General features: G+C 70.3%; 23 protein-coding genes and 1 tRNA gene. 7 read left to right on the top strand and 17 right to left on the bottom strand.

The genetic code is table 11. The features are described from left to right. Positions 1–7 precede the first annotated feature (7 nt). The 15 genes from HNQ01_RS06210 to cysS form a co-directional block, all read right to left on the bottom strand. The gene (locus HNQ01_RS06210) at positions 8–688 is read right to left on the bottom strand and encodes a phosphoribosylanthranilate isomerase (protein ID WP_173804496.1); all 681 of its coding nucleotides are present in this window, start codon (positions 686–688) and stop codon (positions 8–10) included. A gap of 61 nt (positions 689–749) precedes the next feature. Then, positions 750–1,562 (bottom strand): tRNA pseudouridine(38-40) synthase TruA, encoded by an 813-nt coding sequence (gene truA, locus HNQ01_RS06215; protein WP_173804497.1) that lies wholly within the window; start codon positions 1,560–1,562, stop codon positions 750–752. Positions 1,563–1,605: 43 nt separating this feature from the next. Continuing rightward, positions 1,606–4,299 carry a FimV/HubP family polar landmark protein gene (locus HNQ01_RS06220; RefSeq protein ID WP_286180524.1) on the bottom strand — a complete coding sequence of 898 codons (2,694 nt, stop codon included), beginning with the start codon at positions 4,297–4,299 and terminating at the stop codon, positions 1,606–1,608. Positions 4,300–4,600: 301 nt separating this feature from the next. Further along, positions 4,601–5,728 carry an aspartate-semialdehyde dehydrogenase gene (gene asd, locus HNQ01_RS06225; protein WP_173804499.1) on the bottom strand — a complete coding sequence of 376 codons (1,128 nt, stop codon included), beginning with the start codon at positions 5,726–5,728 and terminating at the stop codon, positions 4,601–4,603. A gap of 114 nt (positions 5,729–5,842) precedes the next feature. Next, positions 5,843–6,940 carry a 3-isopropylmalate dehydrogenase gene (leuB, locus tag HNQ01_RS06230; RefSeq protein ID WP_149503090.1) on the bottom strand — a complete coding sequence of 366 codons (1,098 nt, stop codon included), beginning with the start codon at positions 6,938–6,940 and terminating at the stop codon, positions 5,843–5,845. Positions 6,941–6,987: 47 nt separating this feature from the next. Beyond that, positions 6,988–7,641, bottom strand: a complete 654-nt coding sequence (gene leuD / locus HNQ01_RS06235; protein ID WP_173804500.1) for a 3-isopropylmalate dehydratase small subunit — start codon at positions 7,639–7,641, stop codon at positions 6,988–6,990. Between the two features lie 31 nt (positions 7,642–7,672). After that, complete coding sequence (gene leuC, locus HNQ01_RS06240; protein ID WP_173804501.1) at positions 7,673–9,097, bottom strand: 3-isopropylmalate dehydratase large subunit; 1,425 nt, start codon at positions 9,095–9,097, stop codon at positions 7,673–7,675. After that, positions 9,094–10,056, bottom strand: coding sequence for a LysR family transcriptional regulator (locus tag HNQ01_RS06245; RefSeq protein WP_173804502.1), 963 nt, complete (start codon positions 10,054–10,056; stop codon positions 9,094–9,096). The genes leuC and HNQ01_RS06245 overlap by 4 nt, the downstream gene beginning before the upstream one ends. A gap of 63 nt (positions 10,057–10,119) precedes the next feature. Then, positions 10,120–11,253, bottom strand: a complete 1,134-nt coding sequence (locus HNQ01_RS06250; RefSeq protein ID WP_173804503.1) for an acyltransferase family protein — start codon at positions 11,251–11,253, stop codon at positions 10,120–10,122. Between the two features lie 155 nt (positions 11,254–11,408). After that, positions 11,409–11,502, bottom strand: a tRNA-Ser gene (locus tag HNQ01_RS06255). 72 nt (positions 11,503–11,574) lie between these two features. Further along, a complete protein-coding gene (locus HNQ01_RS06260) occupies positions 11,575–12,837 on the bottom strand; it encodes an aspartate kinase (RefSeq protein WP_173804504.1) in 1,263 nt (420 codons plus the stop codon). Between the two features lie 155 nt (positions 12,838–12,992). Then, on the bottom strand, positions 12,993–14,375 hold the full coding sequence (gene tilS, locus HNQ01_RS06265) for a tRNA lysidine(34) synthetase TilS (protein ID WP_353621649.1): 1,383 nt from the start codon (positions 14,373–14,375) through the stop codon (positions 12,993–12,995). A 13-nt stretch (positions 14,376–14,388) separates the two neighbouring features. Further along, entirely contained in the window at positions 14,389–15,357 is a 969-nt protein-coding gene (locus HNQ01_RS06270; RefSeq protein WP_173804506.1) for an acetyl-CoA carboxylase carboxyltransferase subunit alpha, read from the bottom strand. Between the two features lie 81 nt (positions 15,358–15,438). Further along, positions 15,439–16,164 (bottom strand): DNA-3-methyladenine glycosylase family protein, encoded by a 726-nt coding sequence (locus tag HNQ01_RS06275; RefSeq protein ID WP_434801487.1) that lies wholly within the window; start codon positions 16,162–16,164, stop codon positions 15,439–15,441. Beyond that, on the bottom strand, positions 16,149–17,537 hold the full coding sequence (gene cysS / locus HNQ01_RS06280) for a cysteine--tRNA ligase (RefSeq protein ID WP_173804507.1): 1,389 nt from the start codon (positions 17,535–17,537) through the stop codon (positions 16,149–16,151). Before cysS ends, HNQ01_RS06275 begins: the two co-directional genes overlap by 16 nt. Positions 17,538–17,703: 166 nt before the next feature. Between cysS and HNQ01_RS06285 the strand changes: the two genes are divergently transcribed. The 6 genes from HNQ01_RS06285 (at position 17,704) to HNQ01_RS06310 (ending at position 22,636) form a co-directional block, all read left to right on the top strand. Then, complete coding sequence (locus HNQ01_RS06285) at positions 17,704–19,599, top strand: L,D-transpeptidase (RefSeq protein WP_173804508.1); 1,896 nt, start codon at positions 17,704–17,706, stop codon at positions 19,597–19,599. A 13-nt stretch (positions 19,600–19,612) separates the two neighbouring features. Then, positions 19,613–20,182: a peptidylprolyl isomerase gene (locus HNQ01_RS06290; RefSeq protein ID WP_173804509.1), complete on the top strand. Its 570-nt coding sequence runs from the start codon at positions 19,613–19,615 to the stop codon at positions 20,180–20,182. 5 nt (positions 20,183–20,187) lie between these two features. Continuing rightward, positions 20,188–20,694: a peptidylprolyl isomerase gene (locus HNQ01_RS06295; protein ID WP_173804510.1), complete on the top strand. Its 507-nt coding sequence runs from the start codon at positions 20,188–20,190 to the stop codon at positions 20,692–20,694. Continuing rightward, entirely contained in the window at positions 20,691–21,506 is an 816-nt protein-coding gene (locus HNQ01_RS06300) for a UDP-2,3-diacylglucosamine diphosphatase (protein ID WP_353621642.1), read from the top strand. Before HNQ01_RS06295 ends, HNQ01_RS06300 begins: the two co-directional genes overlap by 4 nt. Then, entirely contained in the window at positions 21,506–22,315 is an 810-nt protein-coding gene (locus HNQ01_RS06305; protein WP_173804511.1) for a M90 family metallopeptidase, read from the top strand. Before HNQ01_RS06300 ends, HNQ01_RS06305 begins: the two co-directional genes overlap by 1 nt. A gap of 138 nt (positions 22,316–22,453) precedes the next feature. Continuing rightward, positions 22,454–22,636: a rubredoxin gene (locus HNQ01_RS06310; protein ID WP_173804512.1), complete on the top strand. Its 183-nt coding sequence runs from the start codon at positions 22,454–22,456 to the stop codon at positions 22,634–22,636. Positions 22,637–22,711: 75 nt separating this feature from the next. Here the strand turns inward: HNQ01_RS06310 and clpA are convergent, their stop codons facing one another. Continuing rightward, entirely contained in the window at positions 22,712–25,021 is a 2,310-nt protein-coding gene (gene clpA / locus HNQ01_RS06315) for an ATP-dependent Clp protease ATP-binding subunit ClpA (RefSeq protein ID WP_173804513.1), read from the bottom strand. Continuing rightward, the gene (gene clpS / locus HNQ01_RS06320; RefSeq protein WP_173804514.1) at positions 25,018–25,380 is read right to left on the bottom strand and encodes an ATP-dependent Clp protease adapter ClpS; all 363 of its coding nucleotides are present in this window, start codon (positions 25,378–25,380) and stop codon (positions 25,018–25,020) included. Before clpS ends, clpA begins: the two co-directional genes overlap by 4 nt. A gap of 263 nt (positions 25,381–25,643) precedes the next feature. Here clpS and HNQ01_RS06325 point away from each other — a divergent pair, with 263 nt between their 5' ends. Continuing rightward, on the top strand, positions 25,644–25,913 hold the full coding sequence (locus tag HNQ01_RS06325; protein ID WP_173804515.1) for a cold-shock protein: 270 nt from the start codon (positions 25,644–25,646) through the stop codon (positions 25,911–25,913). The last annotated feature ends 68 nt before the right edge of the window (positions 25,914–25,981 follow it).

A 25,981-nucleotide genomic window follows, 5' to 3' on the forward strand; every position in this document is an offset into this window, starting at 1 on the left:
TCGGGAATCACTCGCCGCGGTCGGCGTCGGCACGGCGTGCATCGGCCTCGCGGACGGCCTCGCAGAACCGGCGCATCAGCTCGGGGTCCTTCAGACCCTTGCCGAGCTCGACGCCGGAACTCACGTCAACGGCCCAGGGCCGCACGCGAAGCACGCCATCGATCACGTTGGCAGGACTCAACCCACCAGACAAAACGACCGGACGGGGCACGCCGGACGGAACGAGAGACCAATCGAAGACCTTTCCGCCTCCGCCATACCCCTCGACATGCGCGTCGAGCAGAATGGCCTGGGCACTGGCATAAGACTGTGCAAAGTCTAACAAATCGAAGCCCGGCTTCATGCGTGCCGCCCGCATGTAGGGGCGCCGGCCGCTGCTGGCGGCCTCGCACTGCGCGGGAGTTTCATCTCCGTGGAACTGCAGCAGCAGGTTCGGGATGGCGGTGCAGGCCGCATCGATCTCGGCCTGCGCCGCATTGACGAACAGCCCGACCGGCATCACGAAGGGCGGCAGACGCCGGGCCAGCTCGGCCGCGCGGGCCAGCGTCACATGGCGGGCGCTGCCCGACCACAGCACGAAGCCGATCGCGTCGGCACCGGCTTCGACGGCGGCATCGACGTCGGCCTCGCGGGTCAGGCCGCAGATCTTGATGCGGGTGCGCTCGGCGCGGGACAGGGTGGCGGACATGGGAGCGTTCTCGACGGATCTCGACAGGATCGGGGCGACAGGGACGGGCCGGGGACAGCGCTCAGGCCGGCGGCAGCCCGTCGTCGGCCGCGCCGGGCAGGCTGTCGAAGCTGGCGGTGCGCATCGGCAGCCCGAGGTGGGCATCGTAGCGGGGACCGAGAAAGTGCAGCCCGTCCGGGGCGAAGGTCGGCGCGGCGCAGTCGCGGTCGCGCGAGGCCAGCACCTCGGCCATCCAGCCGCTGGGCCGGTTGCCGCTGCCGATGGCGACCATGCAGCCCATGATGTTGCGGATCATGTGGTGCAGGAAGGCCACCGCCTCGAAGTCGAAGCGCCAGTAGGCGCCGCAGCGCCGCACGCCGATCTCGCGCATCAGCTTGACCGGCGAGGCCGCCTGGCATTCCGAGGAGCGGAAGGCCGAGAAGTCGTGCTCGCCGATCAGGTGCGCCGCAGCCTCGCGCATCGCCTCGCCGTCGAGCCGGCGGAAGGACCAGCCCACCGAGCCGGCGTCGATCGACGGCCGCATCGGCGACTCGAGAAGGATGTAGGCGTAGCGCCGCCCGCGCGCATGGTTGCGGGCATGGAAGTCGTCCGGCACGGTGCGGCACCACTGCACCGCGATGTCGGCGGGCAGGTAGCGGTTGGTGCCGCGCACCCAGGAGAAGGCCTCGCGCACCCGGTCGGTGTCGAAGTGCACGACCTGGTTCAGGCCGTGCACCCCGGTGTCGGTGCGACCGGCGCAGACGGTGTGGATCGGCGCGGCCGCGAACTGCGACAGCGCCGCTTCGAGATGATCCTGGACCGTGGCACCGCCGGGCTGGCTCTGCCAGCCGTGATAGGCGCTGCCACGGTAGGCGACGCCTAGCGCGATGCGCAAGGCGTCGGTCCCTGGACGGGAGAGGCGGACAGGAAGCGGACGATCACGCCAGACCGTCGAGCATCGACTGCGCGCGGGCCTTCAGCTCGGCGCTGTCGGTCTTCTCGATGACGTCCTGCAGCATGTCGCGGGCCGATTCCTTGTCGCCGAAGTCGAGGAACTCCTTGGCGAGGTCGACCTTGCGGGCCAGCGGATCGCCGTCGTCCTCGGAGCCGTCGAGCAGCACCGGGTATTCGTCGACGATCGAGTCCTGGGCCGGCGACTGCGTCGGATTCAGGTCGAAGTCCAGCGACAGGCCGTCGAAGTCGACCTTCGGCAGATCGTGGCTGTCGGCCAGCGCCACCACCGGCTCGCTGATGTCGGGCAGGTCGCCGAGCTCGAAGTCGATGCTGTGCGCATCGATCTCCGGACCCGGGTCGGGCTGGCGGCTGTCGACGAACGGCGCGGCCGCCGCGCTGACATAGCCGCCCGACATCGACGGCAGGTCGTCCATCGGCGCCGGCACGGAGATGTCGAGATCGACCTCGTCGACCGCGGCCAGGCGACTCGACACGGGGGCCGGCGCCGGCGACTCGGGCGGCACCGAGATGATCGCGTCCAGGTCCAGGTCCGGCACCGAACCCTGCTCGAAGCGGGTCGGCGAAGGCACGACCGACTGCGGCATCGTGCTCGCGCCCAGCGGCTCGAGCGGACCGGCACCGGTCAGGCCGCGGCCCGGCTGGCCGCCCGGCTCGTACAGCGGGTTCTCCGGATCGATCGAGCGGCCGAGCTCCTGGGCACGCAGCCAGTCCTCGCCCTGACCGCCGGTCAGGCCGTAGAGCTCGCCGGCGAGCATCTCGTAGCCCTTGGTGTCACGGCGCTTGGCGTAGACCTCGAGCAGCTTGGTGCGGATGGCCAGACGCTCCGGGTTGGCGCGCATCGCCTCCTTCAGGATCTCCTCGGCCTGCAGGTCGCGGCCATAGGCCAGGTAGACATCGGCCTCGGCGACCGGGTCGACGTCACCGATCGCGTCGATCTGGCTCAGCGAGTAGCTCATCGACGACGGCGAGCCGGAGGCATCGCGGGTGTCGACGCGCTGGCCGCCGCTGGCGCCGAAGAACGAGTCCGGCTGCATGCGGCTCTCGAGGAACGAGGTCACGCCGGCCTCGTCCTTGTTGCGGCCACGCAGGCGGTAGTAGCCCAGACCGGCGAGGATCGCCAGGATCAGGCCGGCGCCCGGCAGCAGCAGCGGGTTCTCGGACAGCGAGTCGAGCAGCGAGGGCTCCTCGGTCGTCGTCGGGTCCATCGGCAGCGGCGGGCGCGAGGCGGCGGGCGCCGGAGCCGGCGGCATCGCCACCGGCGCGGAGGCGGCCGGTGCCGGTGCGCTGGCCGGCGGCGGCGCGATCAGCGGCTCGGAGGCCATCGAAGGCGGTGTCGTCGCCCTGGCGATCGCCTCGGAGGCCTTGTCCGCCGCCGAAGCGGCCGTCGCGACCGGGGCCGAGGCCGGCTTGTCGGACGGACGGGCCGGCAGCGTCACCGCGGAAGCATCCGAGGCGCCCTTGGCCGGGCCGGAACCCATCGCGGCGCTGGACGCGGCCTGCAGGTCCTTGAGATCCTTCAGGTTCCGGGCCAGCTCGTCGCTGCGCTTGGCAGCCTCCTTGCCGGCGCGATCCTTCAGCACGGCTTCGTCCGGCGCGGTGGCTCCGGGCTTGGCCGGGGCCTTGTCGAGCTTCAGCACGTCGGGCTGCGGCGAGGTCGGCTTGCCGGCATCGACCACGCGCGCATCGACCTGGCCGGAGCCCTTGCGGGTCGGCTCGGAGGCGCGCGCCTGCTCGGGCACGGCGGCGGCCAGACGCTGGCGGTAGGCGTTGAAGTTGGCGCTCTGGACGCGGATCAGGCGGCGCGCCTGACGCTCGTCGATGCCGGCGAGCTTGTCCTGGCTGGGCACCGTCAGCACCGCGCCGGAGCGCAGGCGGTTCATGTTGTTGCCGACGAAGGCCTGGGCGTTGCCCTGGTACAGGCCGACGAGCATCTGGTCGAGCGAGACGCCGGAGACCTGCAGCTTCGCGGCCACGGTCGACAGCGTGTCGCCCGGCCGGACGCGGTACTGGCCGCTGCCGGCGCTGTCGGCCGAGGACGGCTCGGCGGCGGGCGCCGGCGCAGGTGCCGCACGGCGGGCCGGCTTGGCGGCCGCCACCGGCTTCTCGGCGGATTCGGGCGCAGGCGCCGGTGCCGGCGCAGCCTGACGGCGCGCCTCGGCCCGCGAGGCGGCCTCGGCCGCCATCGCCGCGGCCACTTCGGCGCGCGTCGGACGGCTCGCCGCGGCCGGCGCGGGCGCCTGGGCGGCCGGAGCCGCCGCGGCCGGCGTCGATGGCGCGGCCGGAGCACGGGCCGTCGCCGGCGGATCGAACAGCAGCGTGTACTCGCGCAGCAGGCGGCCGCTCGACCACGACAGCTCGAGGATCACGTCGACGAAGGGTTCCTGGACCGAACGGTCGCTGGTGATGCGAAGGAAGGGAGTGCCATCGGCACGGCGCTGCAGCGCCACGGCCGTCGACGGCAGGACCGGGTTGTAGTCCACCCCGGCGATGCGGTAGGCATCCGGCGGGGCGACCCGCACGCGCAGGTTGGCGGCTTCGTCCGGCGTCAGGCTCGTGACATCGATCTCGGCGCGCAGCGTCTCGCCCAGGGCCGACTGCACGCTCAGCCGTCCCAGGCTCAGCGCCCAGGCCGACGGCGTCGTCCCGATGACGGCCATCATGGCGGCAGCGGCCGCGATCTGTTTCAGAGCCAAACGCCCGGTGCGCTTCGTCTCGGTTTTCAAGGCGTCTCCCATGCTGCGAAGCCCGACTCCAGGCCGTCCTTCGCACCAGTCAGTACGAGCAGTGAACGCTCAAATATCCGAAAATACAATAACATCAAGCAGATACAAAGACAAGCTCATGCACTGCCTGACATTCCGAGCTTCTCGCACGATCGTCAGCCGTGCAATTGACGATGCGGAGGCTCGTTGCCCGGGGGCAACGAACATCCGCACGATTTCCGGATCCGCGGCCTGATCAGGCGTCGAGCAGGATGCGCAGCATGCGGCGCAGCGGCTCGGCGGCGCCCCACAGCAGCTGGTCGCCGATCGTGAAGGCGCCGACGTACTCGGGGCCCATCGCCAGCTTGCGGATGCGGCCCACGGGAATCGTCAGCGTGCCGGTCGTGGCCACCGGGGTCAGGTCCTTGATGGTCGCCTCGCGGGTGTTCGGAACGACCTTCACCCACTCGTTGTCGGCGGCGATCATGGCCTCGATGTCCGCGGTCGGCACGTCCTTCTTCAGCTTGAAGGTCAGGGCCTGCGAGTGGCAGCGCATCGCGCCGATGCGCACGCAGAAGCCGTCCACCGGAATGGCGGCCGAGCCGAAGCCCTCGCCCAGACCCAGGATCTTGTTGGTCTCGGCCATGCCCTTCCACTCTTCGCGCGACTGGCCGTTGCCCAGATCCTTGTCGATCCAGGGGATCAGCGAGCCACCCAGCGGCACGCCGAAGTTGGCCGTCTCGGTCGCGCTCAGCGAGCGCTGCTTGGCGATGATCTGGCGGTCGATCTCGAGGATGGCGCTCTTCGGGTCGTCGAGCAGGGCCTTGACCTCGGCGTTCAGCGTGCCGAACTGCGTCAGCAGCTCACGCATGTGCTGCGCGCCGCCGCCGGATGCGGCCTGGTAGGTCTGGGTGCTCATCCACTCGACCAGACCGGCCTTGTAGAGCGCGCCCACGCCCATCAGCATGCAGCTGACGGTGCAGTTGCCGCCGACCCAGTTCCTGCCACCCTTGGCCAGCGCGTCCTTGATCACCGGCATGTTGACCGGGTCGAGGATGATGACCGCGTCGTCCTTCATGCGCAGCGTGGACGCCGCGTCGATCCAGTGGCCGTTCCAGCCGGCCGCGCGCAGCTTCGGGAACACCTCGCTGGTGTAGTCGCCGCCCTGCGCGGTGATGATGATCTCGCAGCGCTTCAGGGCCTCGATGTCGAAGGCGTCCTGCAGCTTCGTCTCGTTCCTGGCCATCGACGGCGCGGCACCGCCGGCGTTCGAGGTCGAGAAGAACAGCGGCTCGATCAGGCCGAAGTCGCCCTCGGCCTGCATGCGATCCATCAGGACGGAGCCGACCATGCCGCGCCATCCGACCAATCCGACGAGTTTCATTTTCTTGCCCTTTCCGTGGCGCTTTCCTGGCGCCGTTTGACGAGTGGTGTCCCGACCCTCCCCGGCTCGCTTCGCCGGGGTTGAGGGAGGGACAGGCGAGACGAGGCGGAGCGGTCAGCTCTTGGTAATGCCTTTGCCGGTGATCGCCGCGACCACGGCGTCACCCATCTCGCGCGTGCCCACCCGCGTCGTTCCCTCCGACCAGATGTCGGGCGTGCGAAGCCCCGCGGCCAGGACGGCACGCACGGCCGACTCGATCCGGTCGGCCGCTTCAGGCTGGTTGAGGGAGAAACGAAGCATCATGGCAGCGGACAGGATTGTAGCCAGAGGATTGGCCACGCCCTTGCCGGCGATGTCGGGCGCGCTGCCGTGGCTGGGCTCGTACAGGCCCTGACCGTTGGCATTGAGCGACGCCGAGGGCAGCATGCCGATCGAGCCGGTCAGCATCGCCGCCTCGTCCGACAGGATGTCGCCGAACATGTTGCCGGTGAAGAGCACGTCGAACTTCTTCGGCGCCTTGACCAGCTGCATCGCGGCGTTGTCGACGTACATGTGCTCGAGCTCGACGTCCGGATACTGCTGATGCACCTCGGTCACGACATCCTTCCAGAACTGGAAGGTCTCCAGCACGTTGGCCTTGTCGACCGAGGTGACCTTCTTCGAGCGCTTGCGCGCGGCCTGGAAGGCGACGTGGGCGATGCGCTCGATCTCCGGGCGGCTGTAGCGCATCGTGTCGAAGGCTTCCTCGGCACCGGGGAAGTGGCCGTCGGTGGCGACGCGGCGGCCGCGCGGCTGGCCGAAGTAGATGTCGCCGGTCAGCTCGCGGATGATCAGGATGTCCAGGCCCGCGATCAGCTCGGGCTTCAGGCTCGAGGCGCCGACGAGCTGCTCGTAGCAGATGGCCGGGCGGAAGTTGGCAAAGAGGCCCAGCGCCTTGCGCAGGCCAAGGATGGCCTGCTCGGGACGCAGACGGCGCTCGAGCGTGTCGTACTTCCAGTCGCCGACGGCACCGAACAGGATGGCGTCGGAATCCTGGGCCAGCTTCAGCGTCGACTCGGGCAGCGGGTGGCCGGCCACTTCATAGGCGGCGCCGCCGACCGGGGCGGTTTCCATCTCGAGCGGCAGCTCGAGCACGTTCAGGACCTTGACGGCCTCGGCGACGATCTCGGTGCCGATGCCGTCACCGGGCAGGACTGCGATCTTGTGGGTCATGGTGGATCTCGGAAAGACGGGAAAGACAGGAACGGGGCGACGGCGGCTCAGCCGACCTGGCGGTGCGCCAGCCAGGGCATGCGGGCCAGACGCTCGGCCTCGAAGGCCTGGATCTTGTCCTTCTGGCGCAGCGTCAGGCCGATGTCGTCGAAGCCGTTGACCAGGCAGTACTTGCGGAAGGGCTGCACGTCGAAGGCGATCTCGGTGCCGTCCGGCTTGACGACGACCTGGCGCGGCAGGTCGACGGTCAGCTGGTAGCCGGGGAAGGCGAAGACCTCGTCGAAGAGCCTGGCCACGGTCGCCTCGGGCAGCTGAATGGGCAGCAGGCCGTTCTTGAAGCAGTTGCTGAAGAAGATGTCGGCGAAGCTCGGCGCGATGATGGCGCGGAAGCCGAACTGCTCCAGCGCCCACGGCGCGTGCTCGCGGCTGGAGCCGCAGCCGAAGTTCTTGCGCGCCAGCAGCACCGAGGCGCCCTTGTAGCGCGACTGGTTCAGCACGAAGTCGGGGTTGGGCTGGCGGGCCGATTCGGGCACGCCGGGCTGGCCGGGTTGATCCAGGTAGCGCCACTCGTCGAACAGGTTCGGGCCGAAGCCGCTGCGCTGGATCGACTTCAGGAACTGCTTCGGGATGATCGCGTCGGTGTCGACGTTGTCGCGATCCATCGGGGCCACCAGGCCCTGGTGAACGGTGAAGGCTTGCATGGGATTCTTCCTGTCTTCTTCCTGTTCAGGCTCAAGCGATCGAGCGGATGTCGACGAAGCGGCCTTCCAGCGCGGCCGCGGCGGCCATCGCCGGGCTGACGAGGTGGGTGCGGCCCCCGGCGCCCTGCCGGCCCTCGAAGTTGCGGTTGCTGGTCGAGGCGCAGCGCTCGCCCGGCTCGAGGCGATCGGCGTTCATCGCCAGGCACATCGAGCAGCCCGGCTCGCGCCACTCGAAGCCGGCGGCCTTGAAGACCTGGTCGAGACCTTCGGCCTCGGCCTGCGCCTTGACCAGGCCCGAGCCCGGCACGACCAGCGCGCGCTTGACGTTGGCGGCCACGCGCTTGTTCAGGCGGCGCACGACGGCCGCGGCCTCGCGCATGTCCTCGATGCGGCTGTTGGTGCACGAGCCGATGAAGACCTGGTCGACGTGGATGTCCGACATCGCCTTGTTGGGCTCGAGCGCCATGTACTTCAGCGCGCGCTCCATCGCGTCGCGCTTGACCGGATCGCGCTCCTTCTCGGGGTCGGGCACGCGCGCGTCGACGCCGGTGACCATTTCCGGGCTGGTGCCCCAGGTGACCTGCGGCACGATCTGCGCGGCGTCGAGCTCGACCACGGTGTCGAACACGGCGCCCTCGTCCGAATGCAGCGTGCGCCAGTGCGACACGGCCAGATCCCATTCCGGCCCGGTCGGCGCGAAGGGGCGGCCCTTGACGTACTCGATGGTCTTGTCGTCCACGGCCACCAGACCGGCGCGCGCGCCCGCCTCGATCGCCATGTTGCAGACCGTCATGCGGCCCTCGACGCTCAGCGCGCTGATGGCCGAGCCGCCGAACTCGATGGTGTAGCCGGTGCCGCCGGCCGTGCCGATGCGGCCGATGATGGCCAGCACGATGTCCTTGGCGGTGATGCCGGGCGCGACCGCGCCGTCGACCTTCACCAGCATGTTCTTCGCCTTCTTGGCCAGCAGCGTCTGCGTGGCCATGACGTGCTCGACCTCGGAGGTGCCGATGCCGTGCGCCAGCGCGCCGAAGGCGCCGTGCGTGGAGGTGTGGCTGTCGCCGCAGACCACCGTCATGCCGGGCAGCGTGGCGCCCTCCTCCGGGCCCATGACGTGCACGATGCCTTGGCGCTTGTCCATGAAGGGGAAGTAGGCGGCGGCGCCGAATTCCTTGATGTTGGCGTCCAGCGTGACGATCTGCTGCTTGCTGATCGGGTCGGAGATGCCGTCGTAGCCCAGCTCCCAGCCGGTGGTGGGCGTGTTGTGGTCGGCGGTCGCCACCACCGAGCTCACCCGCCACAGCTTGCGCCCGGCCAGGCGCAGGCCCTCGAAGGCCTGCGGGCTGGTCACCTCGTGGACCAGATGGCGGTCGATGTAGAGGATGGCGGTGCCATCTTCCTCGGTGTGGACGACATGTTCGTCCCAGAGCTTGTCGTAGAGGGTGCGTCCGGTCATGACGGGGTCTCGGCGGGGTGGGAGGGAAAGGAAACAGGCGAAACGGGCGGCGGCGGGCCCGGGGCCGCGAAGGCATCCGGGCAGAGGAATTCGACGAAGCGGCGCACGACCGCCGGCGGCACGTCCTGCGCGCGCACGCCGACCAGGTAGTCGCGCCGCGCCCAGGGCTCGTCCAGCGCGACGATCTCGAGCCGGAACAGGCGCGCCAGGCGCTGCGCGACCGCCGAGGGCATCAGCGCGATGCCCAGCCCGGCCTCGACCAGCTGCGCGATCGCGTCGAAGCCGCGCACCTGCATGCGCGCCCGCAAGGGGCGGCCCAGCTCGGTGGCCTGCGCCAGCAGCATCTGCTGCAGCGCCGCACCCGTGTGCTGGCCGATGAAGTCATGCTCGAGCAGGTCGGCGAAGCGCACCGCGGCCTGCCGGCCCAGCGCGTGGCCGGCCGGCGTGATCAGCACCAGCGTGCCGTCGCGGTAGGGCCAGGTCTGCAGCCGCGCCGGCTCCAGCAGCGGCGGCACGAAGATGCCGACATCGGCGGCGCCTTCCGCGACCGAGCGCTGCAGCTCCGCGCTGGTCTGGTCCTCCAGGCTGATGCGGATCTCGGGATGCGCGCGCGAGAAGGCCGCCAGGTCCGGCGGCAGGCATTCGGCGATCGCCGAGGCGTTGGCAACGACGCGCAGATGGCCGCGGATGCCGCGCGAGAACTCGGCGACCTCCTCCTCCATCGCGTGCAGCGAGGCGTGCAGGCTGCGGATGTGGCGGATCAGCGCCAGCCCGGCGGCGGTCGGCTCGACGCCGCGCGCACGCCGCTCGAACAGCTGCACGCCCAGGCGCGTCTCCAGATCGCTCAGCCGCTTGCTCGCGGCCGCCAGCGCCAGATGCTCGCGCTCGGCCCCGCGCGTGATGCTGCGCGTCTCCGCGATGGCAAGCACCAGGTTGAGCGTGACCAGATCGAAGCGCATGGGGCGTGATCTTGCCCCAGGCCGACCCCGCTCACGGTCGGCAATCGACGATCCAGCCTTCGTTCAGCGCGAAGGCTGAGGCTGACCCAGCGCCACGCCCGGGGCCTGCGCACGGGCGGGCAGCGCCCGCGGCGGCGACAGGCGACGCCGCAGCCACGCGCCCAGCGGCCGCTCCACGCCGCGCTGCACCAGCACCGCGAGCAGCGTCACCAGCGCCAGCACCAGCGCCAGCCGGCCGGCGAACGAAGGCCAGAGCGGACGCAGCTGCTCGAGCAGCATGTAGCCGATGTTCTGGTGCAGCAGGTACACCGGATAGGTCAGCAGCCCGGCCCAGACGGTCAGCGGCGAGGCCCGCATCGCCCAGCGCCGGGCGGCGATCAGCCAGAACACCAGGAAGAACAGCGTCAGCAGCAGCGCCACGCCCCAGGTCTCCCGGCCGCCCCCGCCCCAGCCCATCGCCTCGGGCGTCGTCGCCCGCGCCAGCACCAGGAAATGACACCACCACAGCATCAGGTAGCGCCGACGGTCGAGCCCGCGCTGGCGGATCAGCCGGAACAGCATGCCGGCACAGAACAGCGGCGCCCACTTCAGCGCCAGCAGCAGCTCCGGCAGGTACATCGGCCGCAGGAAGTCGAGCGACGACAGCAGCAGCCAGCCCGCCATCAGCCCCTCGATGCGCGCCAGCGCACCGGCCAGCAGCACCGCCAGCATCAGCAGGTAGAACTGGAACTCCACCGCCAGCGACCAGTAGGCGCCATCGACATAGGGCGGCTCGCCGTGCAGCCAGACCAGATGGGTCAGCATCGTCAGGTTGACGAGGAACTCGCGCCAGCCGACCTGGAAGGACGGCGACTGCAGCGCCCAGGCCAGCCCGGCCGTCAGCGCCGCGGCCACCCAGTAGGCCGGATACAGCCGCGCGACGCGCGAGGCGACGAAGGCACGCGCGCCGCCGCCCTCGGCCGACATCAGGATCACGTAGCCGCTGATGATGAAGAACAGGTGCACGCCCAGATAGCCGTAGGCGGCCAGCTGGTCGACCGCGCGGGGCGCATGGTCGCGGATCCAGTCGTCGAGCTGGCCGCGATGCAGGAAATGGAAGAGCACGACCGAGACGCAGGCCAGACCGCGCAGCAGGTCGATCTCGTGGTTGCGCTCCCGGGGCGCGGCCGTCGGAGCGGCGGGATCTTTGAGGGTCATCGGCATTCTCGACAGGGCCCCATGCAATGGAACCAGACAGTCCAGCCGAGACTATCAATCCCCCGTGAACGGGGGATTACCCGGAAATGAACGCCTTTCCGAGCAGTTGGAAACAAGAAACCCCTGACACCTTGCGATGTCAGGGGTTCATGTCTTGGCGGAGACGGAGGGATTCGAACCCTCGATGCACGTTTTTGCGCGCATACTCCCTTAGCAGGGGAGCACCTTCGGCCTCTCGGTCACGTCTCCGGCGAAGAATTCGATTATGGCGCGATCCAGGCCCGGCTGTAAAGCCCCTTCAGGCCTGACCGCGCATTTTCATCAGGCGGCGTCCAGGCCGAAGGCCTTGTGCAGCGCGCGCACCGCCAGCTCCATGTACTTCTCGTCGATGACGACGGAGGTCTTGATCTCGCTGGTGGTGATCATCTGGATGTTGATGCCCTCGTCGCTGAGCGCGCGGAACATCGTCGAGGCCACGCCGGCGTGCGAGCGCATGCCGATGCCGACGATCGAGACCTTGCAGATCTTGGTGTCGCCGATGACCGCCTCGGCGCCCATCTCGGGCACGACCTGCGACTTCAGCAGGTCCAGCGTGCGCTGGTAGTCGTTGCGGTGGACGGTGAACGAGAAGTCGGTCTTGCCGTCATGCGAGACGTTCTGCAGGATCACGTCCACATCGATGTTGGCCTCGGCGACCTTGCCCAGGATGCCATAGGCGATGCCCGGACGGTCCGGCACGCCCATCACGGTCAGCTTGGCTTCGTCGCGGTTGAACGCGATGCCCGACACAACGGCTTGTTCCATCTTCTCGTCTTCCTCGAAAGTGATCAGCGTGCCCGACTTGGCTTCTTCCTCGATGGCGATGTCCCACGGGGTGAAGCTCGAGAGCACGCGCAGCGGCACGCGGTACTTGCCGGCAAACTCGACCGACCGGATCTGCAGCACCTTGGAGCCCAGCGACGCCATCTCCAGCATCTCCTCGAAGGAGACGGTGTTCAGGCGCTTGGCCTCCGGCACGACGCGCGGGTCGGTGGTGTAGACGCCGTCGACGTCGGTGTAGATCAGGCACTCGTCGGCCTTCATCGCCGCGGCGACCGCGACGGCCGAGGTGTCCGAACCGCCACGACCCAGGGTCGTGATGTTCATGTCCTCGTCGACGCCCTGGAAGCCGGTGATGACGACCACGCGGCCGGCGGCCAGATCGGCGCGCACGCGGGCGTCGTCGATGCTCTGGATGCGGGCCTTGGTGTAGGACGAGTCGGTGCGGATGGGCACCTGCCAGCCGGAGTAGCTGACGGCCTCCATGCCTTCGGCCTGCAGCGCCAGCGACAGCAGGCCCACCGAGACCTGCTCGCCGGTGCAGGCGATCATGTCGAGCTCGCGGGTGACGGAGGGCGTCTGGACGGCAGGCGAGACATCCTTGGCCAGGCCGAGCAGGCGATTGGTCTCGCCGCTCATCGCCGACGGAACGACCACCATCTGGTGGCCGGCGCGGGCCCACTTGGCCACGCGCTTGGCGACGTTGCGGATGCGCTCGGTCGAGCCCATCGACGTGCCGCCGTACTTGTGAACGATCAAAGCCATGAGTGTGTGGCTCGCGCGGGAAACGGCGAGTCGCAGTGGAGTGGCAGGACAGCCACCTCGGGACTTCTGCCTCGTCGGCAGGCCGCCCGTGGCGGAAAACCGTCGATTTTAACGGCTTTCCGATCGGAATTTCCCGAGACCGTTACATCAGGGCGTCATCCGGCCCAGCGCGGCCGCCACTGGGCCTCGCCCGGCGGCGCCTGCTCGCGGGCATCGACCCCCAGCGCCGGCACGCAGACCAGCCGCTCGCCGCGCCACAGCAGCGGCGCATCGCGCAGCCAGGCCGGCACGCCGGCGGCCTGGAACTGCTTCTTCAGCGCACGCGGCACACCCGCCGCATGGCTCTGGAACTGCTCGCCGCCCCGGCGCGGCCGCGCCACCAGCACGGCCAGCTCCGCCCACGCCAGGCCGCCCGCGCCCACCGGCTCGAGATGCAGGCGGCCGGACCAGCCCGGCAGCGCCAGCGTCAGCGCCTGTCCTGCGGACAGCCCGGGCGGCAGCCACGGCGCCAGCGCGATCTCGTCCGGCGGCATGCCGGACCGGACCTCCGGACTCGACTCGCCGCACATGTCGGGAGCGAGCCGGCCACGGTGCAGCCGCAGCAGGCGGCCCGCGTCCAGCGGCCAGGCCGCGCCCGAACCGGCCAGCGGCAGTTCCTCGGCCAGACGCCCGAGCAGCGACGCGCGCACCGCCAGCCCCTGCCCCGTCAGCCAGTGGCGCAGCAGATTGCGCCGGCGCGCGGGCGACAGGGCCGCCAGCGCAGCAGCCTGCAGCGCCGGGCCATCCGGCGCCTGCACCGCCTCGAGATCGAGAGCGGCCAGCGCCTCCAGGCACTCGGCCGCGTCCTGCGCCCGCGCGGCCGCATCGGCCAGCGCCAGCGGCGCCTGCGGGAAGGCCTCGCGCAAGGACGGCATCACCTGCAGCCGCAGCCGGTTGCGGGCGTGGCGCGGGTCGGCATTGCTGTCGTCGTCGACATGCGGGATGCGGTGCGCGGCGACATAGGCCTCGATCTCGGCGCGCGGCCGCGCCAGCCAGGGCCGCAGCCAGCGCAGACCGTCGCGCTCGATCGCGCGCGGCATCGCCGCCAGGCCGGCCGCACCGGCGCCGCGCAGCGCCTGCAGCAGGAAGGTCTCGGCCTGATCGTCGCGGTGGTGGGCCAGCAGCACGACGCGGCAGCCGGCCTCGCGCGCCATGCCGGCCAGCGCGCGGTAGCGGCCCTCGCGCGCCAGCGCCTCCAGGCTCTCGCCGGCCTGCGGCCGCAGCCCGAGATGGCGGACATGGAAATGCAGGTCGGCGCCTTCGGCACGCCAGCGCTCGCACTGGCGCGCGCAGTGGTCGCGCCAGTCGTCGGCGAAGCGGCTCAGGCCGTGGTGAACATGCAGCGCATGCACCGGCAGGACCGGGGCGCCCTGCCCGGCCAGATCACGCGCTGCCCGCCAGGTGGCGTGCAGCAGCGCCATCGAGTCGCGCCCGCCACTGCAGGCGACCGCGACCGGACCGGGCTCGAGGAGATCGAAGGCGGATCGCAGGGGGCGGATCGCAGGGGGCGGATCAGGCCTTGGTGTCGGTGAAGCGGCCGTAGGCGCGCAGACGCTCGTAGCGCTGGTCCAGCAGCTCCTTGGCCTTGAGGTCGCCGACCTGACGCAGCGCGTCGTTGAGCGCGCGCTTGAGGTTGGCGCACATCTGCTTGGTGTCGCGGTGCGCGCCGCCGACCGGCTCGCTGACGATCTTGTCGACCAGGCCCAGCGCCTTCAGGCGGTGCGCGGTAATGCCCAGGGCCTCGGCGGCGTCGCTGGCGCGTTCGGCCGTTTTCCACAGGATGGACGCGCAGCCTTCCGGCGAGATCACCGAGTAGACCGAGAACTGCAGCATCAGCACCTGGTCGGCCACCGAGATCGCCAGCGCGCCACCGGAGCCGCCCTCGCCGATGATCGTGGTGATGATGGGCACCTCGAGCTGGGCCATCTCGTAGATGTTGCGGCCGATGGCTTCCGACTGGCCGCGCTCCTCGGCGCCGATGCCGGGATAGGCGCCGGGCGTGTCGACGAAGGTGAAGACCGGCAGGCCGAACTTCTCGGCCAGCTTCATCAGGCGCAGCGCCTTGCGGTAGCCCTCGGGGCGGGCCATGCCGAAGTTGCGCGCGGCGCGCTCCTTGGTGTCGCGGCCCTTCTGGTGGCCGATCACCATGCAGGCCCGGCCGTTGAAGCGGGCCAGACCACCCACGATCGACAGGTCGTCGGCAAAGGCGCGATCGCCGTGCAGTTCCTGGAAGTCGGTGAAGATCTCGCCGACATAGTCCAGCGTGTAGGGACGCTGCGGATGGCGCGCGATCTGCGTGACCTGCCACGGCGACAGGCTGGAATAGATGTCCTTGGCGAGCTGCTGGCTCTTCTTCGACAGGCGGTCGATCTCTTCCGAGATGTCCACCGCCGACTCGTTCTGCACGTAGCGCAGTTCCTCGATCTTGGTCTCGAGCTCGGCGATCGGCTGTTCGAAGTCGAGGAAGTGTTTCTTGCTCATGGGCATCGATCCTGGTTGGCTCCCGGAGCCCGGGGTCCGCAGGACCGCTGGGCGGGAATTGATCACGGACTGTACTTTAGTTTAGCCGCCGGCCGGCTGCGGGTCGAGGCTGCGCCACAGGTACCAGGTCGCGACCGACCGATACGGCGCCCAGGCATCCCCGACCTCGCGGGCCTCGGCCCGTGAGACCGGCTCGCCGCTGAAATAGTTCAGGCTGATGCCGCGAATCAGCCCGGCATCGTCCAGCGGAAGCACGTTCGGGCGCATCAGATAGAAGATCAGGAACATCTCGGCGGTCCAGCGGCCGATGCCGCGGATCGCCACCAGTTCCTCGATGATCGCCTCGTCGCCCATCGAGCCCCAGTCGGTCTCGTGCACGCAGCCCTCGGCGAAGTGGCGTGCCAGATCGCGCAGGTACTCGACCTTGCGCACCGACAGGCCGGCGGCGCGCATCGTCTCCACCGGCAGGCCGGCCAGCACGACCGGGTCGATGTGGTGGCGCTCGCCCAGGCCCAGGCCGACGACCCGCTCCCAGACCGACTGCGCCGCCTTGACCGAGACCTGCTGGCCGACGATCGAGCGCGCCAGCGTGGTGAAGGCGTCGCCGCGGCTGCGCAGCCGCGCCGTGCCGAAGCGCGGGATCAGCTTGTTCATCACCCGGTCGCGGCGCGCCAGGTACTGGCAGGCCTCGTCCCAGTAGTCGGGCGTGACCAGCGCGACCGGCGCGCCGGCGTCCATCGCTGCAGCAGCGTCGCTCATCGTGTCAGGCGTCGGGCGCTTCGCGGCGGGGCTCAGGCGCGCACCCAGGTCGTGCCCTGCGGGCCGTCCTTCAGGACGATGCCGGCGGCCTGCAGCTCCTGGCGGATGCGGTCGGCCTCGGCGAAGTCGCGCGCCTTCTTGGCGGCGGCGCGGGCCTCGATGCGCGCGATGATCTCGGCCTCGGCCAGACCGGTGTCGTCCGAGCCGGTGGCGCCCTGCAGCCAGGCGCGCGGCGCCTGCTGCAGCAGGCCCAGCACGCCGGCCAGCGCCTTCAGCAGGCCGGCCACCTCGGCCGAGCGGCCGCGGTTGACCTCGCCGGCCAGCTCGAAGAGCACCGCCACCGCGATCGGCGTGTTGAAGTCGTCGTCCATCGCCGCCTTGAAGCGCGCGGCGGCCGGATGCGCCCAGTCGATCTCGACCGGCGCGGCCTCGACCGCGTCCAGCGCGGTGTAGAGCCGGCGCAGCGCGCTGCGGGCGTCGTCCAGGCCCGCGTCGCTGAAGTTGAACGGGCTGCGGTAGTGCACGCGCAGCATGAAGAAGCGCAGCGTCTCGCCGTCGTAGGACTTCAGCACGTCGCGGATCGTGAAGAAGTTGCCCAGCGACTTGGACATCTTCTCGTTGTCGACGTTCAGGAAGCCGTTGTGCATCCAGGTCCTGACGAAGGGCTGGCCGGTGGCGCCCTCGCTCTGCGCGATCTCGTTCTCGTGGTGCGGGAACTGCAGGTCCAGGCCGCCGCCGTGGATGTCGAAGGTCTCGCCCAGCAGCGCGCAGCTCATCGCCGAGCACTCGATGTGCCAGCCCGGGCGGCCCGGGCCGTAGGCGGATGCGTACTTGGCGTCCTCGGGCTCTTCCGGCTTGGCGGACTTCCACAGCACGAAGTCGAGCGGATCGTCCTTGCCGTCGGCCACCGCGACGCGCTCGCCGGCGCGCAGGTCGTCGAGCGACTTGCCCGAGAGCCGGCCGTAGCCCTCGAAGCGGCGCACCGCGTAGTTCACGTCGCCGTTGCCCGCCTGGTAGGCCAGGCCCTTCTCCTGCAGCCGGCCGATCATCGCCAGCATCTGCGGCACGTACTCGGTGGCGCGCGGCTCGTGGGTCGGCGGCTCGATGCCCAGCGCGCCGATGTCGGCGTGCATGGCGGCCGTCATCTCGTCGGTGAGCTGGCGGATCGTGATGCCGCGCTCGACCGCGCGGCGGATGATCTTGTCGTCGATGTCGGTGATGTTGCGCACGTAGGTCACGCGCCAGCCGCTGGCGCGCAGCCAGCGCTGCACCACGTCGAAGGACATCATCATCCGCGCGTGACCGATGTGGCACAGGTCGTAGATCGTCATGCCGCACACATACATCCGCACATGGCCGGGTTCGAGGGACTGGAAGTCTTCGAGCGTGCGAGTGAGGCTGTTGTGGATGCGGAGAGTCATCGATCGGCGGAAAGTCGGTGGCGGGAAGCGGTCGGCAGGGGGGGTCGCGAACGGACCTCGGGATGTCGACCGGGCGGCCAGTATAGCCCCGCCGGCCTGGCGGGCGGGCGAGCCCGCCTCCCCCGCCGGCGGGGAGAGATCACGCCGGACTATGCACAATCCGTCCATGATCCGCCCCGCAGCGCCCCACCTCGCGCGTCACGCCATCCCGCCCGCCGCCGCGCCGACCGCCGCGCGGGCGTGGCGGTCGGCCGGTGCGGCCCTGGTGCTGCTGCTGGCGCTGCCGACACCCGCGCGGGCCGGCGACGAGGCCGCCCGGCGCTTCGACCAGGCGCTCGCGCTGGCGGCGCGGCACGAGGACGGCAACGCGATGCTGATGTTCGAGCAGCTCGCGCGCGAGCTGCCGCAGCGCCCCGAGCCCCTGGTCAACCTCGGCGTGCTGCTGGCCCGCCAGGGACGCACCGACGAGGCGCGCCAGGCCTTCGAGCGCGCGCTGCACACCAGCGCCGCGCATGCGCTGGCCCACGACAACCTCGCCCGGCTGCAGGCCGGGGCGGCACCGGCCGAGCTCGGCTGGGCCGCACGCTGGGAGCCGGCCCGCGCCGCCGGCCTGGCCGCGCTGCGGCCGCTGGTGGCACCGGCGCTGCTCGCGGCGGGCGTGCTGATGGCCGCGTGGCAGCTGCGGCAGCGACGCCGGGCCCGCGTCCCGCACCTCGTCGCGCACGCCCGCACGCCTGCCGGCGCGCACGACGTCGACGGACTCGACACGCTGCAGCCGCCGGGCTCGACGCTGCAGCGGCGCAGCGAGCTCGGCCTGTCGACGCAGCCGCTGCCGACGCACGCGCCCTCGCAGATCGCGCCCCCGGCCCCGCCGCCCTCCCCGCCGCTCTCTCCGCCGGCATCGCCTCCCGCAACGCCGCCGACGTCCACGCCGCGCCCGGCGGCCCCTCGGCTCGCCGGCGCGCCGGCCCACCGCCTGCCCGGCGCCGAGGAGCAGCTGCTGGAGGTGCACCGGTGCATCCAGCAGGGCGACCGCACCCGCGCACTGCGGCTGGCCGAGGCGCTGGTGCGCGCGACGCCGCACTACGCGCCGGCGCGGCTGGCCTGCGCCGACCTGCAGCTGGCGCTGCGCGGCGAGCTGCACGGCGTGCACGGCCTGGCCGGCTTCGATCCGCAGCGGCTCGAGCGCTGGCGCCAGGCCTGCGTCGCGCGCCTGCAGGCCGCGGCCGAGCCGGCCCCCGCCGATCGCCTGCCGCGCCAGATCGTGCACCTGGCCGATTCGGTGCGGCAGGTGGTCGTGGTCGAGGTCGCGACCTCGCGGCTGTTCGTGCTCGAGCACCGCGGCGGCCAGCTGCGCGCCGGCCCCTGCCTGCCGGTGCTGGCCGGCCCGCTCGGCCGCGAGGACGGCCACCCCGGCACGCCGCTGGGCCTCTACCAGATCGTCGAGCGGCTGGACCCGCGCCAGATCGGGGAGGGCCACGGCGCCGGCGCGCTGGTGCTCGACCACCCCAACGAGCACGACCGCCGCCTCGGCCGGCCGGCGCGTGCCGTCTGGCTGCACGGCCCGGCGCCGCGCCCGGCCGGCCAGGCGCCCGAGCCCGGCTCCGGACTGGTGCTGGCCGACACCGACCTGCACCGGCTGCTGTTCGAGCTGGTGCCGCGGCGCACGCCGGTGCTGATCGTCGAGCGCATCGAGTGGGTCGCGCCGCGCAGCCTGGCGCAGGCGCGGCTGCGCACGCTCAATCTGGTCGAGGTCTGGCGGCTGGCGCGCGCACGCGGCGACCGCGCCGCGCTGGCCCGCCTCTATGCCGATGCGCACGACGACGGCCAGGGCGGCCGCGCGCTGGCCCGGCGCATCGAGGCCGAGATGGCCGGCGCCGGCGGGCGCGATCGCCAGCTGGCAGACTTGAGCCTGTTCGTCTGGCAGGACCGCGAGGAGGTGCTGCTGGCGAGCTTCCGCGAGGTGCTGCGCGGACATGCGCCGGGGCCGCTGCGCCGCCAGTACTGGGCGCGCGAGCACGGACAATGGAAGATCTTTTCCGAAACCGTTTCGAAGGACTGAAGGAGTGAAGCCGATGACCGCATTCCCGTTCGCCCGCATCGCGACCGCGCTGGCCCTGGGCCTGGCGCTGTCCGGCGCGGCCCAGGCCGAGAAGGTGCGCCTGGCCACGTCGATGGGCGACATCGTCGTCGACCTGGACGCCGCCAAGGCCCCGAAGACCGTCGCCAACTTCGTCGAGTACGTGAAGGCCGGCCACTACGACGGCACCATCTTCCACCGCGTGATCGGCAACTTCATGATCCAGGGCGGCGGCATGGAGCCCTCGATGAAGGAGAAGCCCACCCGCGCGCCGATCCCGCTGGAGAGCCGCAACGGCCTGAGCAACACCCGCGGCACCGTCGCGATGGCGCGCACCAGCGTGCCGGATTCCGCGACTTCCCAGTTCTTCATCAACGTGAAGGACAATCCTTTCCTGGACCAGCCGAACTCGCCTGACGGCAACGGCTATGCGGTCTTCGGCCGCGTCGTCGAAGGCATGGACGTGGTCGACAAGATCCGCGCCGTGCGCACCGGCTCGGCGGGCATGCACCGCGACGTGCCGGCCGAACCCGTCCTGATCAAGAAAGCCTCCCTGGAGAAATGAACACCATGGCATCCCCGCAAGTCGAACTGCAGACCAACCTCGGCACCATCCGCATCGAGCTCGACGCCGAGCGCGCTCCGCTGTCGGCCGAGAACTTCCTGAACTACGTGCGCAGCGGCCACTACGACGGCACGGTCTTCCACCGCGTCATCAAGGGCTTCATGGTCCAGGGCGGCGGCATGGAGCCGGGCCTGAAGCAGAAGCCCACCGCCGCGGCGATCCAGAACGAGGCGGCCAACGGCCTGAAGAACGACAAGTACACGCTGGCGATGGCGCGCACCAACGCGCCGCACTCGGCCACCGCGCAGTTCTTCATCAACACCGCGCACAACGACTTCCTGAACTTCCGCTCCGAGACGCCGCAGGGCTGGGGCTACGCGGTCTTCGGTCGCGTCGTCGACGGCACCGCCGTCGTCGACCAGATCGAGAAGGTCCGCACCGGCTCGCGCGGCTTCCACGACGACGTGCCGGTCGAGGACGTCGTCATCACCCGCGCGGTGATCGTCGAGTGATCACGCTGCTGGACGGCCCGCTCGGGGCCGCCAGCGAGATCCATGCCGCGCCGCACTGGCGCAGCATCGAGCTGCTGTCCGACCTGCACCTGGGCGAGCACGCGCCCGCCACCGCCCGCGCGCTGGCCGGGCACCTGGCGGCCAGCGATGCCGACCTGATCGTGCTGCTGGGCGACCTGTTCGAGGTCTGGGTCGGCGACGAGCAGCTCGACGCCCCCGCCGACCCGGCCAGCCCGGTGGCGCAGGCGCTGCAGGCGCTGGCCGAGGCGGCGCGCCGCCGGCCGGTGGCGATGCTCACCGGCAACCGCGACTTCCTGCTCGGGCCCGAGGCGGCACGCCGCCTGGGCTGGACGGTGCTGCCCGACCGCTGCGTGCTGCAGGCCTTCGGCCACCGCCAGGTGCTGGTGCACGGCGACGCCGAATGCCTGGACGACCGCGACTACCAGCGCTTCCGCGCCCAGGTGCGCACGCCCGGCTGGCGCGAGGCCTTCCTGGCGCGGCCGCTGGCCGAGCGCATGGCGGTGGCGCGCTCGCTGCGCGACGGCAGCGAGCAGCGCAAGCGCGAGCAGGGCCTGGCCGGCTATGCCGACCTGGACCGCGCCGAGATGCTGTCGCTGCTGGCCGCCGCCAGCGCCGACCGCCTGATCCACGGCCACACCCACCGCCCCGGCGACGAGCGGCTCGGGCCCGGCCTGAGCCGCCATGTGCTGTCGGACTGGGATCTCGACGGCCAGCACGGCCCGGCCCGCGCCGAGGTGCTGCGGCTGGACGCCCGCGGCCTGCACCGCCAGTCCCTCGTCGCCCGAGCATGATGTTCGGACGCTGGGGGCAGGCCTGGCGCGACTGGCGCCGCCGCCGCGTGCTCGAGGCCCGCGCGATTCCCGACGAGCTCTGGCTGGAGACGCTGCGCGGCTGGCCCTTCCTGCGCCACCGGCCGCTCGAGGACCTGCTGCGGCTGCGCGAGATGACCTCGCTGCTGCTCGACCGCAAGGAGTTCAGCACCGCCGGCGGCCTGGTGCTCGACGACGCGATGGCGGTCGCGGTGGCCGCGCAGGCCTGCGTGCCGGTGCTGCACCTGCCGGGCGAGCTCGACTGGTACGACGGGTTCGTTGGCATCGTGCTGCATCCGTCCGAGGTGGTCGTGCCGCGCCAGTGGCATGACGAGGACGGCGTGGTGCACAGCGGCGACGAGGTGCTGGCCGGCGAGGCGATCGAGGGCGGTCCGCTGATGCTGTCCTGGCAGGACGTGCGGCTCGGCGGCCGCGACGGCCAGCTGGAGGCGGATCAGGACCTGGCCTACAACGTCGTCATCCACGAGTTTGTCCATGTCATCGACATGCGCGACGGCCAGGTCGACGGCATGCCGGCGCTGCCGACGCGCGTGCAGCGCGAGCGCTGGCAGACGGTCATGGGCGAGGCCTTCGCGCGCCATGCCGCCGAGGTCGATGCCGACCGGCCGACCTGGCTCGATCCGTATGCGGCTCAGGGGCCGGAAGAGTTCTTCCCGGTCGCGGCCGAGGCCTTCTTCGTCGCGCCGCATGGCCTGGCGCTGGAATTTCCCGAGGTCTATGCGCTGATGCGTGACTTCTTTCACCAGGATCCGCGGCTTCACGCGCGCTGACCCGGGCCGCAGCCCGCGGTCGCGGCCTCGGACTGCGATGGGTCAAGCCGCGGCGGCGACACGCTGCCGACAATCGCGCGCTGATCCGTGCCACCTGTGCACCTGCCCACTGTCCGACCTGCCTGCCCGGAGACCCCGATGAACACCACGCTCGCCACCGCGACCTATCTCTGCACGCTGTGCCACTTCGTCTATGACGAGGAAGCCGGCCGCCCCGAGGACGGCATCGAGCCGGGCACGCCCTGGGCCGCGGTGCCCGAGGACTGGTGCTGCCCGGAGTGCGGCGCCGGCAAGGACGACTTCCGCCGCACCGACGCCTGACGCGGGCCCATCCGGCCAGGAGGCCGGAAAGCACAAAGGGCGCCCGAGGGCGCCCTTGTTCATGTCCGGACCGGATCAGGCGGTGGCCGGCTCGGCCTTGGGCTTGTCGCTCTTGCGCGGCTCGATGTCCAGGCTCACCTCGCCGGCCTCGTCGACATCGACCGTCAGACGACCGCCGTCGACCAGGCGACCGAACAGCAGCTCGTCGGCCAGCGCACGGCGGATCGTGTCCTGGATCAGGCGCTGCATCGGGCGCGCACCCATCAGCGGATCGAAGCCGCGCTTGGCCAGGTGCTTGCGCAGCGCGTCGGTGAAGGTGACATCGACCTTCTTCTCGCCGAGCTGGCCCTCGAGCTGCAGCAGGAACTTGTCGACCACGCGCAGGATGATCTCCTCGTCGAGCGGACGGAAGCTGACGATCGCGTCGAGGCGGTTGCGGAACTCCGGCGTGAACATGCGCTTGAGGTCGGCCATCTCGTCGCCGCGCTCGCGCTGCGTCGTGAAGCCGATCGTGGACTTCTGGATCGTCTCCGCGCCGGCGTTCGTCGTCATCACGATGATCGCGTTGCGGAAGTCGGCCTTGCGCCCGTTGTTGTCGGTCAGCGTGCCGTGGTCCATGACCTGCAGCAGCACGTTGAAGACGTCCGGGTGAGCCTTCTCGATCTCGTCGAGCAGCAGCACGCAGTGCGGCTTCTTCGTGACCGCCTCGGTCAGCAGGCCGCCCTGGTCGAAGCCGACATAGCCCGGAGGCGCGCCGATCAGGCGGCTGACCGCATGGCGCTCCATGTACTCCGACATGTCGAAGCGGATCAGGTCGATGCCCAGGATGTAGGCGAGCTGCTTGGCGACCTCGGTCTTGCCCACGCCGGTCGGGCCGGAGAACAGGAAGGCGCCGATCGGCTTGTCCGGCTTGCCCAGGCCCGAGCGCGCCATCTTGATCGCGCCCGAGAGCGCATCGATGGCCGCGTCCTGACCGAAGACCACGCTCTTGAGGTCGCGGTCCAGGCTTTTCAGCTTGCTGCGGTCGTCGCTGGAGACGCTCGCCGGCGGGATGCGCGCGATCTTGGCGACGATGTCCTCGACCTCGCCGCGGGTGATCTTCTTCTTCTGCTTGTTCTTGGGCAGCACGCGCTGGGCGGCACCGGCCTCGTCGATCACGTCGATCGCCTTGTCGGGCAGGTGACGGTCGTTGATGTACTTGGCCGACAGCTCGGCCGCAGCCTGCAGCGCACCGACGTCGTACTTGACCCCGTGGTGCTCCTCGAAGCGCGACTTCAGGCCCTTGAGGATCTCGATCGTCTGCTCGACGGTCGGCTCGACCACGTCGACCTTCTGGAAGCGCCGCGACAGCGCCGCATCCTTCTCGAAGATGCCGCGGTACTCGGTGAAGGTGGTCGCGCCGATGCACTTCATCTGGCCCGAGCTCAGTGCCGGCTTGAGCAGGTTGCTGGCATCGAGCGTGCCGCCCGAGGCCGCGCCGGCGCCGATCAGCGTGTGGATCTCGTCGATGAACAGCACCGCGTGCGGCTGCTCCTTGAGCTGCTTGAGCACCGCCTTCAGGCGCTGCTCGAAGTCGCCGCGGTACTTGGTGCCGGCCAGCAGCGCGCCCATGTCGAGCGAGTAGACGGTGGCCTCGGACAGTACCTCGGGCACGTCGCCCTGGGTGATGCGCCAGGCCAGGCCCTCGGCGATCGCGGTCTTGCCGACCCCGGCCTCGCCGACCAGCAGCGGATTGTTCTTGCGCCGGCGGCACAGCACCTGGATCACCCGCTCGACCTCGTGCTCGCGGCCGATCAGCGGATCGATGCGGCCGTCACGGGCCTGCTGGTTCAGGTTCTGGGTGTACTGGTCCAGCGCCGAGCCCTTGCCGTCGGCCTCGTCCTTGTCCCCGTCGGAGGACGACGAGGACGAGGACTCGCCCGCCGACTTGGTCGGCTCCGGCGGATCCGACTTCTTGATGCCGTGGGCGATGAAGTTGACGACATCCAGACGGGTCACGCCCTGCTGGTGCAGGTAGTAGACCGCGTGCGAGTCCTTCTCGCCGAAGATCGCCACCAGCACGTTCGCGCCGGTGACCTCCTTCTTGCCGTTGCCGGTCGACTGCACATGCATGATCGCGCGCTGGATCACGCGCTGGAAGCCCAGCGTGGGCTGCGTGTCGACCTCGTCGGTGCCGCCGACCGTGGGGGTGTTCTCCTTGATGAACTGCGTCAGGCTCTTGCGCAGGTCGTCGAGATTGGCCGCGCAGGCACGCAGCACCTCCGATGCCGAGGGGTTGTCCAGCAGGGCGAGCAGCAGATGCTCGACCGTGATGAACTCGTGCCGCTGCTGACGCGCCTCGACGAACGCCATGTGCAGACTGACTTCCAACTCTTGCGCGATCATGCGACCTCCAAAATGCACTGGAGCGGGTGCCCCGCCCTTCGTGCCGCTGCCAGAACCAATTCGACCTTCGTCGCGGCGACATCGCGGGTGTAGACCCCGCAGACCGCCCGCCCCTCATGATGGATCTTCAGCATGATCTGGGTGGCGGCGTCGATGTCATGGTGGAAATGCTGCTGCAGGACCATCACCACGAATTCCATCGGGGTGTAATCGTCGTTCAGCATGACGACTTGATAGGCGCGTGGCGGTTCCACGCGCTGAAGCTGGCGTTCCTCGACAACCGAGCCCTGCCCTTCATCGGGCGGACCGGGGGGAATCGGATTCGATCTGTCAGGCGTGTTGCTGGCCATGGAAAACATTCTATAGATCGGCGCAGATCCGCGCAGGGGCCTCGAGTTACCCGATCTTGACACTCTGGACAAGCCCGGCCCCGGCGTGCTGCAGTGCAGCGCCACCGGCATCGGCTCCATCGTGACATGTCACCGCCCGGACCGGGGAAAGCCGGCACAGGTTCACATCGGCACCACGATCTCGCACCGCTGATTCTTGACATGAAAGCAAGCTATCAACAAAATCCCAGTGAAACTATTGGGTTTTTTGTTGGGAAAGAGGAGAAATGTCGATGGCTACCGGCTTGGTCAAGTGGTTCAATGACGTCAAGGGCTTCGGTTTCATCCAGCCCGCCGAAGGGGGTGACGACGTCTTCGCCCATTTCTCCGCCATCCAGATGGAGGGATTCCGTACCCTGAAGCAGGGCGCTCAGGTCACCTACGACCTGATCGACGGACCCAAGGGCCGTCTGGCGCAGAACATCCGCCAGATCGATCCGCCGCCCGGCCGCACGAAGGCGCCCCAGGCCGAGGCGGCCGTCGCCGAAGGCTCCGCCGCCTGATCCGCAGGGCGGACACCCCATGAAAAAGCCCGCATCAGCGGGCTTTCTTCCTTGTCTCGTCGAGACCT

The sequence above is a fragment of the Sphaerotilus uruguayifluvii genome, assembly GCF_013294065.1.
GTDB classification, from domain to species: Bacteria; Pseudomonadota; Gammaproteobacteria; order Burkholderiales; family Burkholderiaceae_C; genus Sphaerotilus; species Sphaerotilus uruguayifluvii.

Bases quoted from the DNA above. Each gene is read 5' to 3' on its own strand.
- HNQ01_RS06310 (WP_173804512.1), top strand. From the start codon at position 22,454: ATGAACACCACGCTCGCCACCGCGACCTATCTCTGCACGCTGTGCCAC.
- HNQ01_RS06285 (WP_173804508.1), top strand. From the start codon at position 17,704: ATGATCCGCCCCGCAGCGCCCCACCTCGCGCGTCACGCCATCCCGCCC.
- HNQ01_RS06250 (WP_173804503.1), bottom strand. From the start codon at position 11,253: ATGACCCTCAAAGATCCCGCCGCTCCGACGGCCGCGCCCCGGGAGCGC.
- HNQ01_RS06245 (WP_173804502.1), bottom strand. From the start codon at position 10,056: ATGCGCTTCGATCTGGTCACGCTCAACCTGGTGCTTGCCATCGCGGAG.
- asd (WP_173804499.1), bottom strand. From the start codon at position 5,728: ATGAAACTCGTCGGATTGGTCGGATGGCGCGGCATGGTCGGCTCCGTC.
- HNQ01_RS06270 (WP_173804506.1), bottom strand. From the start codon at position 15,357: ATGAGCAAGAAACACTTCCTCGACTTCGAACAGCCGATCGCCGAGCTC.
- HNQ01_RS06305 (WP_173804511.1), top strand. From the start codon at position 21,506: ATGTTCGGACGCTGGGGGCAGGCCTGGCGCGACTGGCGCCGCCGCCGC.
- leuC (WP_173804501.1), bottom strand. From the start codon at position 9,097: ATGACCGGACGCACCCTCTACGACAAGCTCTGGGACGAACATGTCGTC.
- clpS (WP_173804514.1), bottom strand. From the start codon at position 25,380: ATGTTTTCCATGGCCAGCAACACGCCTGACAGATCGAATCCGATTCCC.
- HNQ01_RS06290 (WP_173804509.1), top strand. From the start codon at position 19,613: ATGACCGCATTCCCGTTCGCCCGCATCGCGACCGCGCTGGCCCTGGGC.
- cysS (WP_173804507.1), bottom strand. From the start codon at position 17,537: ATGACTCTCCGCATCCACAACAGCCTCACTCGCACGCTCGAAGACTTC.
- leuB (WP_149503090.1), bottom strand. From the start codon at position 6,940: ATGACCCACAAGATCGCAGTCCTGCCCGGTGACGGCATCGGCACCGAG.
- HNQ01_RS06295 (WP_173804510.1), top strand. From the start codon at position 20,188: ATGGCATCCCCGCAAGTCGAACTGCAGACCAACCTCGGCACCATCCGC.
- HNQ01_RS06210 (WP_173804496.1), bottom strand. From the start codon at position 688: ATGTCCGCCACCCTGTCCCGCGCCGAGCGCACCCGCATCAAGATCTGC.
- leuD (WP_173804500.1), bottom strand. From the start codon at position 7,641: ATGCAAGCCTTCACCGTTCACCAGGGCCTGGTGGCCCCGATGGATCGC.
- HNQ01_RS06325 (WP_173804515.1), top strand. From the start codon at position 25,644: ATGGCTACCGGCTTGGTCAAGTGGTTCAATGACGTCAAGGGCTTCGGT.
- HNQ01_RS06220 (WP_286180524.1), bottom strand. From the start codon at position 4,299: ATGGCCGTCATCGGGACGACGCCGTCGGCCTGGGCGCTGAGCCTGGGA.
- HNQ01_RS06260 (WP_173804504.1), bottom strand. From the start codon at position 12,837: ATGGCTTTGATCGTTCACAAGTACGGCGGCACGTCGATGGGCTCGACC.
- clpA (WP_173804513.1), bottom strand. From the start codon at position 25,021: ATGATCGCGCAAGAGTTGGAAGTCAGTCTGCACATGGCGTTCGTCGAG.